Origin of the sequence: Ancylomarina sp., from assembly GCF_041555295.1 — a bacterium.
Taxonomy (GTDB): domain Bacteria; phylum Bacteroidota; class Bacteroidia; order Bacteroidales; family Marinifilaceae; genus Ancylomarina.
This window is the reverse complement of record NZ_JBFFKR010000073.1, coordinates 1-14,045: the sequence shown is the minus strand read 5'-3', so window position 1 is coordinate 14,045 and position 14,045 is coordinate 1. Positions and strand designations below refer to the sequence as shown.

Genomic DNA, 14,045 nt, shown 5'->3' with positions numbered 1-14,045 from the left:
CAGAAGCATACTATTTTCCCTCGACTTATAGCCTTAGCTACTTATTAGATCTTGTTTACAAACTTATTTTCATAAATTTGCACTGTAAAAGTAAGCTGTTCTAAGGCTACTAATTTAAATAGACAATATAGACCATGGCAAAATTATCATCAAAACCATCACCAGAAGCAAAAGCACTTTCACTTTTTTTAATGGCTTATAAATCGACTGACCCAGTTTGCAAAGAGAAATCTAAGCGTATTAATAAACGCTGGACCATGGTGTTGTCCGATGAAATAAGCAGAGCTGACTATAATGAAGAGGTGCAAGAAATGCTAACAGCCTATGGCGGTTATGAAGAAGTTGTAGAGAAAACAGTTAAGTTTTACATCGAAAAAACTGGCGAGTGGACACTAAAGGGTAATGACAAATATTGCCAGGACGCTCAGGTAGTTGCTGATAAACTATTGAAAAAGTAGACTGACTAAAGGCCAGTTTTGCCCTCTAGAATATATCGCCCATACTCCCACAAGAGTTTGGGCTTTTTTTATGCCCTGCCCCACTTCAATATTTTAGATGTTCATATAGACTTTTCGTATGAGATTGAGGGAATTGCCTAAGCTATAGATTCTAGAAATTTTCAATCTTTGTGCTGTTCAAAAAATATGAATTGAAAATTGACAGAATAAACGAGTCAATCCAAAACCAAATAGAATGAAATTAAGCACAATTCTTGGTCAGCTACGTATACTTGCTATTATAGAAGGAATCTCTTACCTCTTATTAATCCCAACCATTATTCTTAAGTATGGGTTTGAGATGGGGCTACCCAATAAGATCGTAGGAAGCATTCACGGTATATTATTCATCTTATATTGCGTTTGGGTGGTCTATTATGCAATGAAAAAGAAGTGGAGTCTCATGAAAACACTCATTTGTCTGGCTGCATCTCTATTTCCCATTGCAACATTTATAGTAGACCAAAGAATTCTTAAAATGGAAGTTGAGGATGAATTATTAGCTGCTACAAACAAATAGTCAAAATGAATATTCTGATTGCGAATTCCTCACTAAACTAAGGCCCAGTTTTGCCCTCTAGAATATATCGCCCATACTCCCACAAGAGTTTGGGCTTTTTTATGTCTTCCCCTTATTATATAGGCTTTCCAACGTTTCAGCTGAGCATTTTCCAAAAATGGGAAGCACAGAAAGCACTTCGGTTTAATACGTCCAAAAATTGGGAAGGCTTCGCACGTTTCAGTTGAGTGTTTCCCAAAATTGGGAAGCACAGAAAGCACTTCGGTTTAATACATCCCAAAATTGGGAAGGCCTGCTCAGTTTTACTTGAGCATCTCCCAAAATTGGGAAGCACAGAAAGCACTTCAGTTTAATACATCCCAAAATTGGGAAGACCTCGCTTCATTTCAGTTGGGCCTTCCCAAAAATGGGAAGCACAGAAAGCACTTCGGTTTAATACCCCCAAAAAATGGGAAGGCCTCAAATCATTTCAGTTGATCGTTTCCCACAAATGGGAAAGCTAGAATCAGAATCAGTTTGGTCTTTCCCAAAAGTGGGAAATAGTGGAAGCCACTCACTACTGAACATTCGTTTTTTAATATTGATTATCCGCTCAGAATATGTTATCCAGCACAAACAGAACAATACAACGACTGAAAATACTCAATTATTGTCTACTAACAAGGATGATCATTCATATTTAGTTATCATATATTTTGATTTGCAAGATGTAAACTATAACTTAGATTTGCTTTTAATAAATACTTATGTAATGATAATAACGAAATTCTATTCTAAAAGATTGCGTAATGCAGAACTGCTATCCTTGAGCAATGATGTGCTAACTATCACCAATTCGTACGATTGGACAGTAGCCAATGTGCTTAACCTCCAAACTTGGGTTCAGGAGAGTAATACTGAGTTTAAGAATCAGCTGAACAAGCTGGGTACAGTAAACGAAACACAGGCTGTGAAGATTGCCGATGACGCTTTTAACGATTCGTGGCGAGCCTTAAAATATGTGGTCAAGGCTTGCATGTTAAGCCCAGTAGCTGCAGAGCGAGCCAGTGCGGCTATTTTGAACGAGTTGATTAACACGCATGGTAGTAATTTGCACAACGAGAGTTATCAGGTGCAAAATGCAACAGCAAAGCTTTTCTTAAACGATTGTGCCAATAAGCCAGAAATTAAAGCGGCACTTACAGCTATTAAATTAGATGTCTATATCGCAAACATGCAAACCTCACTGGATGTTTTGTTTGCTGCTATCGCTTTGAGGAAAGACAAAAAAGTGAGTGAACTGAATGATAACGAAACTCACGAGATTAGAATTCGGTTGACTGACAATTTGATAAAGATGTTTAAGTATTTAGAGGTGATGTCTGACATATCGCCGGGTGGGGACTTGGACACGATGATTAAACAAATAAACCTTAGTATTCAGAAAATTGAAATCGCCATAAAAAAACGAACTAACAAGAGTCAAGAGCTCGAAGAAGTTGAAATATCTTAATTAGTACAACTACACATTTATTTAAAAATGCCCTCTTGCTTAAATAGCAAGAGGGCGTTTTTTTTATTTACATCAAGACATTGGTATAAAAAGAGGGAAAAGATTTAAACATCTTTTTCTTTATTCTAATTCCTTAAGTGCCGAACAGGCAAATACCAATGGATACATATCTTCGTAATACCACAGCGAGGCAAAATAAAGCCCGATTGGTGTCGCCTTAATATCATCCAGGTTTTCTGGAATAATCTCCATTAAACAATCGGCTGCACGATTGGCCAAGCTCTCCTTACCACAAGCTGCCATTGCACGAAGAGCCAATGAGGTTTCCTCTATGCTTGGTGGCAAATCTTTATCGCCTCCCCAACCACCACGATGATGCTGAGTCATGGCTAAAAATCGGATTGCTTTCGCCATCATAGCATCTAGTCCTGAATAGCCGGTCTTTTTAAGCTCGGCCAATCCATATAAAACGATTGACGTTCCGTATACTGGATTTTGATGATGTTCTGCCATCTCGTTTCCAAACCAAAGCGGTGCAAACGAACCATCGTGATATTGCGCTTTACCTAAGTAGGCAATCGCTTTCTTTATTCTTTTATCTATTTTATTCTGAAATTTCTTATCGAACTTCTCTTTCCAAACGACGAAAGATTTTATGGCATGAGCTGTAATATCAGGACAAGAACAATCGAAAGGCAACTTGCCCCACCCCTTACAAAAGGTCGGGAATCCACCATCACTATTCTGCATATTCATCAGCCATAGAATACCATTCTTCGCACTATCCAAAGGTATTGTCTCATCCCCGTTAAGGTGATGTAAGGCAATTAATGCACCTGATGTATCATCTGTATCAGGAACGCCTCCTTGTAGATTTGTCCAGGCCCATCCACCAGGTTTAGTCTGAGTAAACGGATGAATCTCTTTATATTGTTGATCGAGTAGGTAGGATTTTATTTCGGTTTGCTTATTAAGATTCGATAAAGATTCCGGACTCAAGGCATTTAATGACAAACTACTCACCCAAGTGGATAGATTAGTATCGATAGGCCAAGAACCATCTTCACGAATAGACTTAGCAAGAAATTGACTGGCTTTTTCGCAAATTTCAAGGTCTTTATAATTGGCCTTAACCATACTCATTAAAACAAAAGCTGTTAGTGGAGTTGCCTCTAAAAAACCGCCATTATCGGGCTGTTTAGCTTTAAGCACATTTAAAACTCTTTTTCTACAAGCGGCTCTAACAATCCGACGAAAAACACCCTTCTTCGAATTCTGGCTTTTTACTAAGCCAATAGCAATTAGTGCTGGAATGGCATAACTCACCACCGAGAGGTTAAGCCATCGAAACAGACGACTTGGAAAAATAGCAAGATGATAAGGTAACTGAGGGACTAGTTTCCATCCCTTCTCACCCAATCGTCCAGAAATGGCACACATAGCCAATATGGGAACAGAAAAGGTTTGATCGCTTTTGTAGTGGTTTAATATGGCTTCGCTGATTGCTTCCGGATCCAGACTTCCCACTCTTCTTTTCAACCAAATTTCGGCTTCATGAATGGATTCTTGATAGGCATCTTCTCCATCAACTATAGAAAAAGTAGCCCATACTAAAAGTGTTGTACTTAAATTACTCTGACTTCTAATGGTATCGCCCCAGCCTTTGTCTGTATTTCTATTAGCTATAAGCCACAAAAGGCCTTGATCAATTTCGCTTCGATGTTTTTCTTTATCGAATTGCCATAAAGCAAAAACTGCTAAAGCCGTTGATAAAGCGCTACTCGACAAACGCCCAGTCCAGAGTCCATCTTCATTTCTTAATGAAAGAATTTTTTGCTCTAAGCTTTGAAAAAGTTGTTTCCTCTTTTCGTCCATAAATTCGGTAGAATTATAATAAGATTCCAATTCCTAAAAGGGCATAATAAGTATATTCAACATCACAGGTTAAATCGGCAATACTGCCGAAAAAGCCACCTGATTCATCCCAGTGCAAATTAATAAAATCGATAGATTTATCTGATAGTTCCTGTAAATTCTCCCCAGTGATATAAAGAGCTAATAATGCCGTACTTGTAGAAAGAATATCGGCTATAGGTAAACCAGAAGCAGCTTTAAAGCCACCTCTCGGCGTGTAATTCTGCCTTAAATACGCAATTGTTCCTTCCAAATCGTTATGCTTACCATCTGTCATGATAAGGCCGGCAGCAGTTGCAGAAGTCACTCCTGTTTGTGAAGAACTATCATTGGCAAATGAATGATCGGAACATTTCAAATTGGAAATTGGGTGACTTATCTCATTCAAACGGTTTTTATCCTCATCCAAATCTTGAAAGAGAGTCCAAACTAAAAAGGACGCATAAATTGTGGCTTGATCTGCTTGCTTTTTATTGTGATTAAAGCCACCATCTTTAGACTTATAACTTTCGATAAGATCGAAGTGATTCTGGCAATTTTTCTTCACTTTACTTATCAAGCGCTTCATGATAATCTTACCAAGAAAACTATCAAAGTCTGAAACATCAGGTTTAAAACCAAATTTCTGCTTTTGCTGAATAACTTGAAGTAATAAATAACATCGAATATAACAAACGGCATGAACCAAGTCGGCTTCTTGCTTTTTATTCCAACTCTCTAGAAAAGTGAATTCTTTTTCAATATCAAGCTCAATGTCATAAACGAAAGCTAAAGTGTATCCAAATACGGTATAATAAATATCAGGCTTTCCAGCTCTATCTTCAAATCCTCCTTGCTGATGTTTTGAATCACTCACAAAAGTTCGAATCTGCAACAAAGCCTCATCGCTTAATAATTCTTTAGTCTTGAAAAGAGCCTTTAAAATCTCCTGATTACAGTTTGTCATCCATTCAGAATTTTATTTAAAAGGCGAGTCAATAGTATTTTAAGTGCAGGACTTTTTAGGTTTGAAAGACTACTTAGAGCTTTCAATTTATAGTCCTCTAACATTTGTTCAGCTTCTTTTATGCCTTCACGGATTTCTGTTTGCATCCAAATTTCTTTCTTGCTTAGGTCATCTTCGTTTTGAAAAGCCTTAAACCAGGCTTCCATTTTATTTGGATATTTCCGATTAATGATAGCTGTTACCAATGAGGGTTGAATCGTATTAAAAGCATTGCCGATATTTTCAAGATTGAAATCGTCTAAATCATCTTTAATCTGATAGGCAATTCCCATAGCAGAACTATAATCTGTCAGAACATTCATCACCTCGTCATCAGCATCAGATATAATCGCACCAAACTTCAGAGCCACTTCAAAGGCAGGTGAGGTTTTCAGGCTAAATATATTTATGATTTTATCAACAGATAAGAGTTTCTTATTTAGTCGCCAAAGCAATTCTTCACCTTGACCTATGGATAAATCTCTATGCCCATGAGCAGCAACTTTTAAAAGTTTACGCATATGTTTTGCTCCCGACTCCGCTATAAGTTGGTAACCATATCCTAAAATTAGATCACCAATATTTATGGCTACTGAAGTATCGTATTGCTTATGAAGTGTAGGCTTTCCGTAACGTTCATTGTCATCATCAACAATATCGTCGTGAACCAATGACGCCTTATGAAAACTCTCAATTGAAACGGCTAATTTTTGAATGCATTCATCCAAATTGGCTTCTGTTCCCATTAGAGCTTTATAAACAGCCACCATAATTAATGGGCGCCAACGCTTCCCTCCATCTGCCAACCAATCTCTTGAAATCTGGGAGCTTTTATCATCACCCTCCAGTATATTCTCTAATTGCTCTTTCTCAAACCATGAATCAACCTCCGACCTTAAAGCATCAATATTAATCCATCCTCGCCAATTGCTTTCCTTTCGGATAGGCAAAACTTCATTCAACCATATTTCATCTACCTTAGAATCTTTACAATTGTTATTGTACAAAGGAATTGCAATTGATGGAACGCCTTCTTTTACAGCTAAAGGGAAAGAACGTTCGAAAGAATGTAAACAGCCAACACCAATCACACACTCAACCTTACCAGAAGTTAATAAAGTTGTAACTGTTGTTGTGCCTTCGCTCACTAGCGTATGATATCCCAATTCGTCAGCCTGAGTTAAGATATCAGCAATATCGCATTTACCACATTGTTCACACAGTAAACCCAGCTCATCGAATTGAGCGGGACATTCTGTAGAGTGAGAGATACATTTTGGAAGTAATAATATGCGTCGATTGAAAGGAATACCTGAAACAATGTCACGCCAGGAATGATTGTTGATCATGACGGCCAAAAGTTTCTGATACAAGAAGAGCTCAGGATGTTTCTTAATCAATTCGCCCGAGTGAAAGATAACCTCTTCCTCCTGCAAAGGTGGAATCAGTTCTCGCTCGGCCGCATAGTCGCGAATCAAGTCCCTTATTTGTTTCAATTTTTCAGGCGATTGAGGTAAACTATTACCTAAACTTCCTGAAGGATTATTTTTTCTTAATATCATTTTCCAAATAGCTAAATGGTACGATTATTAAAACTTCCTCACATTTCAACTTCACTTCGGCTCCGCTCAGTGAGCGCGCTTGATGTGCATCTATCCGTATGCTCCGAATCCAAAAAAGGAATATTTCTTCGCAAAGCGATAAACAAAACTCTTTTCAGGAATCTCCTTACCTGGCATATGATGACCGGCACAAGGTCTCATCTGACTCAATTCGTTAAAACCTGCATTTCTGTTCGAGGAATCATAGGCTCCAGAATCCTTCAATATTGTATTTAGATATTCAGGATCATCCAATAAAATGCAGCCTTGAGTTTTATCCGTAACTCTTGTTCTCATATTCCTAAGGAAGTCAGAATTCTCAATCACACGATCTAAATCTTTTCCATCACCAATATTCTCTTTGGCAAATTGAATAGGTGGACAGAATTCGATATCACCAAAAGGATTAATATGATGACTCAAACCAATAGCTCCAGGACATATGGCTTTACCTTCTCCATCCCAATAGGTATCGATAATCATCAGTGGTGCTTTAACTCGAATATCAACCATAAACTGTCTGAGTTCAAGAATTTCTTCTTCAGACAAAGCCAACTCAGTTGTTGGACGTGCTCCAACAGGTCTATAAATATAGTACCATAGATAATGAACACCTTTTGCTATGCATGCATTTATAAAATCTTCGCTGACTAATTCCTTAAAATTTGACTTACAAACAGAAGTGGCTACACCCGTAAATAGTTTATTATTCACAGAAGCTTCAATGCCTTTCATGGTTCTACCATAAACATCATTGGCACCACGGCGAACATCGCTCACATCTTTTAGGCCCTCAACACTTATCAATGGTGATACATTTCCCAACTGACGCATACGCTGAGCATATTCATCAGATAGTAAGGTTCCATTGGTAAAGAGCTGAAAATAACAATCAGAATGTTTTTCCATCACCTCAAACAAATGAGGGTACATTAAAGGTTCACCTCCTAATAGTCCAAAAAAGTATGAACCCTTTTTCTTTCCTGATTCAATCACGTTATTAAGTGTTTCAACATCCATTCCCTTAGATTGATTGTTGATACTCACCCAACAGCCTTGACAGTTCAAATTGCAGTTATCAGTCAATGAAATCATTAAAAAAGCAGGAAATAACTCACCCTTCTTCAATCGTTTCTTATGCTTAGCCACAGTGCGCATGCCTTTCCAACCTAAGTTATAGGCAATCTTCCAAAGTAATCGGAAGTCCACTTGTCGCATTATTCTATTTCCTAATTTTAAAATCATATTCAAGTTCTCTTATTAGCAGCAACAGTTCTTATCCGATCCCTCATCCTTACAAGCACAATCTGGCTCGATTTCTGTTTTACAATTACAATCGCATTCGCAGGCCTTATCTTGTGGCTCTTCTTTCGTGCTACAGTTTATCCTTTCTTCCTCTGCCATTTTCAACTGTTCCTTTTTCAAAAGAGAAACTTTAAAATTGCTTCGTCGTGCGCTTAAAACTGAATACACATCGTCGTTCTGGATTTGCTCAAGAACATTATCTCCCGATAACATTTCACCTTCTCCACCATCGATAGGACTTTCCTGATGCTTTGGGAAAATAATAGCATTCTGAGGACAAACCCGAGCACATGCAGGACACATATCCTTACAATTGGCCGAAGCCGAAACAACAACACTTCCATCATCTTCGACAGAATAAACGCTGAATAAACAAAAGTTGAGACATTTTCTGCAACCATTACAACGCTCATAGTCGATAACCGGATACCAAGGTTTCCATTCATCGACATATTTAATTTTCAGAGCTTTAGGATTATCTGTTTTTACCGATTCAACAAGCTTAGTGCCATCCTCATCATCTATATGATAGTATTCTGTTTTATTCTCTTGAACTTTCTTCCCGCTGTTGTCTATCAGATTCTGCATAGCGCGAGATTGACAACCAAAAACAAGGGCATCTTCAGCAGTAAATAAACTCTCCAAGTCATCAGGGCTTTTAAATACACTTCCACAAAGGTCTTCAATATAGGTGTAGCCGATATTCTTCTCTTCAAGACTTCGAATCAATCTTTCCACAGATTTCTTCTCAATCTTTCCATCTTTCTCACAACCGCAAATAAATATTTTCTTAGTCATATTCTTTAGATTTGAATAATTTGAAATGAGATGTGAGATTTGAAACCTCACATCTTAGAACTCACATCTATCCTTGAGCCTTTATATTATATGCCATTAAAACATTGCCATGACGAATGTACAAAACACCCTTATTAATTACGGGTTGAGCAAAATGCTCTTTCGTTCCATTTTCTACTTTAAATGAACTAATAATTTCCATCTTAGGTTCTGTTTTTACTAAGGCGACTTTACCTTGTTCATTGTAGCAATACAAAAGTCCATTAGCAGCAATGGTTGCTCCACGTCCAAATTTTAGGCTATCAACCATCTCACCTGAATTGGAATCAATTGCTTTCCATTTCTTTTTACGATGACCAGAAGCAAAGATCTTATCATTCACTTTTACCGCTCCACCCATAATATTATCAAGTTGCTTGTTTCTCCAAACTTCTGTGATCTCACTTCCATCCTTTGAGATTTGAAGTTTCACCGTACCATTGCCACATCCGGCAACATAATACAAATAACCATTTTCATAGATAGGCGTATTTCCATGTATATCGCAAAGTGTATCCTGCATGTGTGACCATAGCAATTCCCCTGTTTGAGATTCAAGTCCGAAAAGGGCATTGTCCGAGAAGGTAACCAAAACATTACGTGTTGGAAATTCCAATAATAAAGGAGAACAGTAAGCTGGAACTTCACCAAAAACTTTATTAGTCCACTTGGTTTCACCTGTAAAACGATCTAAAGCAACAATATTCACATCTTCACCTCCCGGAGCGCAATACACCAAGTCACCATCAATTTCAAGAGATTGAGAATAACCAAAGCGAGTATTCTTACCCTTAAATTTCTCAATCATATTCAAGCCCCACTTTTTCTCACCTGTCTCCGTATCGATACAAGCTATATCTCCCATACTTGATGCAACATATACCAAACCATCAACTACGGTTGGAGCAGAACGACTGCCAACAAAGTTCTTTGTCCAATCTTTACCAAATTCGGTCTTCCAAAGCATTTCCCCCTTTAAATCGAAAGCAATCAGATAGGCCAAACTATCAATTTCGCCATTAATAAAAAGCTTATCGTGAGTGATCACTGGTGATCCGTATCCATTACCAACACCTTCGTGCTCCCACAATAAGGCTGGACCATCTGCTGGCCATTCTGTCAAAAGGTTAGCTTCATCGTAGATTCCCGTTCGATTTTCACCACGCCATTGACTGACTTCTTTCTTTTTTGGAGTACATGAAAAAAACAGTACCAAACAGACTAATAAGCTTAAATTTTTCATTGTTCTTTCAGTTAGGTTATTGATTTGGGTCAGTTATTCTTTGAAATATATATGGTGTATTATAATCTTATTCATTTTTCAAACTTTGAATTAAATTCTGTTTCATTGCCATTTTTGCTGGGATATAAATCGATATCAAAGCAAAAACTAGAATGGCAAGTGTTACTTGTAGAACAAAGCCTACAGGTATTGAAAAAGCATCGGAAAATAAGGATGGTAACATTCCTACCAAAGCAGCTAAAGCTCCACTTAATAAGCCAACTATCAATAAAAACAGATTCTCAATCATGATCAATCTGAAAATGCTTTTTTGTTCAAAGCCCAATGCTTTCAAAAGAGCCAATTCTTTTTTACGCTCAAGCATGTTTCTAAGCAAAACGATGCCTAAACCTAAAGTGCCAATCATAACACCTAGTGCTCCCAGTAGCATAAACATATTCAAGTAGGTATTCTCTACAGAGTAGAAAGCGGCTAATCGTTCATTGGCTTTTTGAATCTGTGGCCCATAATCTTGTAACTGGTCTTCAATCGTATTGATAAAAACTTCATTTTTACTATCAGCTAAAATCAGTTTCGAGCCACTTACTGATGGATAATGCGTTTGAAAGTTTTGATCCGAAATCAGGATATTCCCTTGAAAGATGGAATTATTCAATCCTCCTATCAAAAGTAACTTAATGGTTTTTCCAAATTCGTTTTTATACAAAAGTGTATCGCCAACAGTTTTTTTAAGTCCCCAAACAATCACTGTTTGGTCAGCATAGGCAGGAACCACATTGGAACCAAAAACCTGATTTAGGGCTAACCAAGGGTGATTCTTATCAACAGATTCATGTAATGATGCAAATGAGAAAGCAGAACGTTTATCGAAGGTCTCAGAATTGAAACCCAAAACGCGAGGACGTTGAACCTGATTCAGATTTAAACAGCTTGCATCGTCACCAGCCAGACTTCGGAATTGCACAAAATCAACAGCATCAATAATTGTATCTCCTGCCAAACCCAATTTTTCTTTCCCCTCATCCGTATTAATATCATTCAAGACAGGCAAAGTGGTTTCTATCCAATATTTATAGGCCCCCGTTCCCGATTGAACAGAATTCTCAGCATCAACAAATGTTTTACGATTGGCTCCTGTAATCATGACAGAAAAACATCCAAGAGCCAGAAGAACAATAGTTGTCAAACTTCGCCCTTTATTTCTTGCAGCATTTTTAATTGCCAATTCCATTATGGATGGCACATGTCTACTGTTTGTTTCGTCCTTGACAATCAGATAATAATAGAAACCCGCAAAACAAGCTATCATCAACAAACCGCCAGATGACATCAGTAATTCAGCATTCAAAATCTCAGAACTTGCAAAGGCATAGGCTGCAATTGAAATTGAGATAATAAAAGTGAAAGCTGCAATTAGAAGAGAAAGGCTTTTCTTCTTTTTTGAGTTCGAATTGGCTTGCGTATTTTGAATTAAACCCACTACCGATCGCTTCAGGTTCTTTCTACTCACAAAGTAAATAGAGAGCAGAGCGATAAGCATGCCTACTACTGCTCCAACAATCAGCGTTTGCATTTGTACATCAAGTTGGATCATATTAGTCCGAACGACATCTTGCCAAACTGAATTCAAGCCCCAAATGATGGCTTGATTATAGGCAATCCCAATAAGGCTACCCAAGATCCCACCAAACACGACAGTTGGTAGTGATTCTAAAAATCGGAGACTTAATATTTTCCTATAGCTAAAGCCTAATCCTTTAAGAATCCCCGTTTCCTGATTTCTATTTTCCAGATTTAAGGCATAAATCAATAAGGTAAGTAGAATACCTGCAGCGATAATGAAGAAACTCAGACTCAGAAAGAGTTCACCAAAATCAACCATATTGTTAGCTGCATTCTCGCCCTGATCTCGTACTGAAATGAAGCTCAAGTTAAGCATGGAAGGATTTAAGCGCTCCAAAATTTGCTCTTCAATCTCATGAACAGAAAACTCTTCTTTATAAAAGCGGAAAGCCGTGTATTGTCCATACTTATTACTCCACATATTTAAGGCACTCGACATACCTATCATCGCCTTAGGTGTTCCTTTATATTTCTTCCAGTAAGCCTCATCCTTATCTCGAATCTTGGTGAAATCGATAGGAATCCCTGCATCCCAGTCGTTACAACTTCCAGCATTCGATAATCCGGGGAATGAAGGCATCATGGCTTTATCAAGCTTCTTTGTCTTTTCATAAAAGATACCTGAAACTAAGAAACTACTTGTATCTTCTTTCAGAGAACGTAGAGGCCCAATCACAAAATAATGTAACTTCAAACTATCACCAACTTTGAGTTTCAAGTCCTTTGCTAGCCAAGAGCTAATATGAATTCGATCTGTTCTTATATCAGAGAAAACATCTTCATTCTCTATCGCCGTCACAAATGAGTAGGGTGTTTTACCAGTTTTAGACTCGATGCCATTTATAAAATAGGTCAGTAAAGCATCCTTAGGCAAACACATCTTTTGAATCTCACTGGCAATAGGCTCATCAATAAAGATTCGATCAGAACTCAACTCATAAACCGATTGTTCTTCCAGTTCTTTAAATTGCAGACCGGCATCGCCAACCTGCCATTTTTTAGCCAGACTTTCATTCAATTTTATCTCGGTCAATCCATCTTCGCCTTTACGACTTACTAGCAATAAATTAGCTTTTCCTTGCAAGTCCATTTCTTCTGCAAGAAATTCCCGCGAGATAAAAATATTATAAGGTGCAACCTGATTACTCCTCAGACTAAAACGTCCAAGTTGATCATCACCCAATACGGCACTTACTGTCAAACGAAGCGCTATAGACTGATCTTCATCAGAAACAAAGGGTGCATTTACTGGGACCAAGTTTGCCTTTTCTACGCGAAGTAAAAATTCTGCACCAACTGTCAGACCTAATTTATCAGCAAGATTTTCACTTATTGCCACCTCATCCTTTTTCGATTCAGGTAAAGATTCTTCTGATAAATCAGAGAAAGTTTTATCGATACCGTATACTTGCACGCCATTCGCACGAGTTTGAGAATCTGATTCAATAGCCAAGCCTTTTACACTCAAAACTGGCGAAACATTAATCCCTAAATCTGCAGAAATATCTTTAGCTAATTCAGCTCGCACAAATCGATCACCAGTTGGCATGGCGTATTCAATTTCACCCAATCGCATATTCAACAAAGTATGCAAACTCGATCTCACAGAATCACCAATAATTAGCGCTCCTGTCAGAACAGCTGTACTTATAATAGTTCCCAATAAAACAGCCAGATGCTGCTTTCTGAAAAACCATAGACTCTTTAATATGTATTGATAGATGCTCATCTTCTAGTTGTGGGTTTCTTGAATCTTACCATTTTCAATTCGGCAAATTCGATTCATATATTGAGCCAATTCCTGAGAATGGGTTACAACAATCATGGTGACAGCTTGCTCTTCGTTGATTCGAACAAATAGTTTTGCCAACTGATCGGCACTTTCCTTATCCAATGAACCCGTTGGTTCATCAGCGAAGATCAATTTAGGTTGGTGAATTAACGCCCTTACCACTGCAGCACGCTGACATTCCCCGCCTGACATTTGCCCAGGTCGTTGATGAATTTGATTCGATAGACCCACAAAAT

11 protein-coding genes are annotated in these 14,045 nt (G+C 37.9%); 3 read left to right on the top strand and 8 right to left on the bottom strand.

Going from position 1 to position 14,045, the window contains the following annotated elements; translation table 11 throughout:
• The first annotated feature begins 134 nt into the window (after window positions 1-134).
• The 3 genes from ABY905_RS07560 to ABY905_RS07550 all read left to right on the top strand — a co-directional run bounded on the left by ABY905_RS07560 (window position 135) and on the right by ABY905_RS07550 (window position 2,509).
• Window positions 135-458 (top strand): hypothetical protein, encoded by a 324-nt coding sequence (locus ABY905_RS07560; protein ID WP_372642170.1) that lies wholly within the window; start codon window positions 135-137, stop codon window positions 456-458.
• 235 nt (window positions 459-693) lie between these two features.
• Complete coding sequence (locus ABY905_RS07555; protein ID WP_372642168.1) at window positions 694-1,017, top strand: DUF3817 domain-containing protein; 324 nt, start codon at window positions 694-696, stop codon at window positions 1,015-1,017.
• A gap of 448 nt (window positions 1,018-1,465) precedes the next feature.
• Window positions 1,466-2,509, top strand: coding sequence for a DUF6261 family protein (locus ABY905_RS07550; protein ID WP_372642166.1), 1,044 nt, complete (start codon window positions 1,466-1,468; stop codon window positions 2,507-2,509).
• 120 nt (window positions 2,510-2,629) lie between these two features.
• Here ABY905_RS07550 and ABY905_RS07545 read toward each other — a convergent pair whose 3' ends face one another.
• The 8 genes from ABY905_RS07545 to ABY905_RS07510 all read right to left on the bottom strand — a co-directional run.
• Window positions 2,630-4,384, bottom strand: coding sequence for a prenyltransferase/squalene oxidase repeat-containing protein (locus ABY905_RS07545; protein WP_372642164.1), 1,755 nt, complete (start codon window positions 4,382-4,384; stop codon window positions 2,630-2,632).
• A gap of 13 nt (window positions 4,385-4,397) precedes the next feature.
• Entirely contained in the window at window positions 4,398-5,369 is a 972-nt protein-coding gene (locus ABY905_RS07540; protein ID WP_372642162.1) for a prenyltransferase/squalene oxidase repeat-containing protein, read from the bottom strand.
• A complete protein-coding gene (locus ABY905_RS07535; protein ID WP_372642160.1) occupies window positions 5,366-6,970 on the bottom strand; it encodes a polyprenyl synthetase family protein in 1,605 nt (534 codons plus the stop codon). The genes ABY905_RS07540 and ABY905_RS07535 overlap by 4 nt, the downstream gene beginning before the upstream one ends.
• Before the next feature lie 90 nt (window positions 6,971-7,060).
• Window positions 7,061-8,254 carry a radical SAM/SPASM domain-containing protein gene (locus ABY905_RS07530; protein ID WP_372642158.1) on the bottom strand — a complete coding sequence of 398 codons (1,194 nt, stop codon included), beginning with the start codon at window positions 8,252-8,254 and terminating at the stop codon, window positions 7,061-7,063.
• 15 nt (window positions 8,255-8,269) lie between these two features.
• Complete coding sequence (locus ABY905_RS07525; protein ID WP_372642156.1) at window positions 8,270-9,112, bottom strand: ATP-binding protein; 843 nt, start codon at window positions 9,110-9,112, stop codon at window positions 8,270-8,272.
• 67 nt (window positions 9,113-9,179) lie between these two features.
• A complete protein-coding gene (locus ABY905_RS07520) occupies window positions 9,180-10,394 on the bottom strand; it encodes a PQQ-binding-like beta-propeller repeat protein (RefSeq protein ID WP_372642154.1) in 1,215 nt (404 codons plus the stop codon).
• Window positions 10,395-10,461: 67 nt separating this feature from the next.
• On the bottom strand, window positions 10,462-13,746 hold the full coding sequence (locus tag ABY905_RS07515; protein ID WP_372642152.1) for an ABC transporter permease: 3,285 nt from the start codon (window positions 13,744-13,746) through the stop codon (window positions 10,462-10,464).
• A gap of 3 nt (window positions 13,747-13,749) precedes the next feature.
• On the bottom strand, window positions 13,750-14,045 hold a 296-nt coding region (locus ABY905_RS07510), incomplete at its 5' end, for an ATP-binding cassette domain-containing protein (protein WP_372642150.1).

Bases quoted from the DNA above. Each gene is read 5' to 3' on its own strand.
- ABY905_RS07535 (WP_372642160.1), bottom strand. From the start codon at position 6,970: ATGATATTAAGAAAAAATAATCCTTCAGGAAGTTTAGGTAATAGTTTA.
- ABY905_RS07530 (WP_372642158.1), bottom strand. From the start codon at position 8,254: ATGATTTTAAAATTAGGAAATAGAATAATGCGACAAGTGGACTTCCGA.
- ABY905_RS07540 (WP_372642162.1), bottom strand. From the start codon at position 5,369: ATGACAAACTGTAATCAGGAGATTTTAAAGGCTCTTTTCAAGACTAAA.
- ABY905_RS07515 (WP_372642152.1), bottom strand. From the start codon at position 13,746: ATGAGCATCTATCAATACATATTAAAGAGTCTATGGTTTTTCAGAAAG.
- ABY905_RS07520 (WP_372642154.1), bottom strand. From the start codon at position 10,394: ATGAAAAATTTAAGCTTATTAGTCTGTTTGGTACTGTTTTTTTCATGT.
- ABY905_RS07560 (WP_372642170.1), top strand. From the start codon at position 135: ATGGCAAAATTATCATCAAAACCATCACCAGAAGCAAAAGCACTTTCA.
- ABY905_RS07525 (WP_372642156.1), bottom strand. From the start codon at position 9,112: ATGACTAAGAAAATATTTATTTGCGGTTGTGAGAAAGATGGAAAGATT.
- ABY905_RS07545 (WP_372642164.1), bottom strand. From the start codon at position 4,384: ATGGACGAAAAGAGGAAACAACTTTTTCAAAGCTTAGAGCAAAAAATT.
- ABY905_RS07550 (WP_372642166.1), top strand. From the start codon at position 1,466: ATGGGAAGGCCTCAAATCATTTCAGTTGATCGTTTCCCACAAATGGGA.
- ABY905_RS07555 (WP_372642168.1), top strand. From the start codon at position 694: ATGAAATTAAGCACAATTCTTGGTCAGCTACGTATACTTGCTATTATA.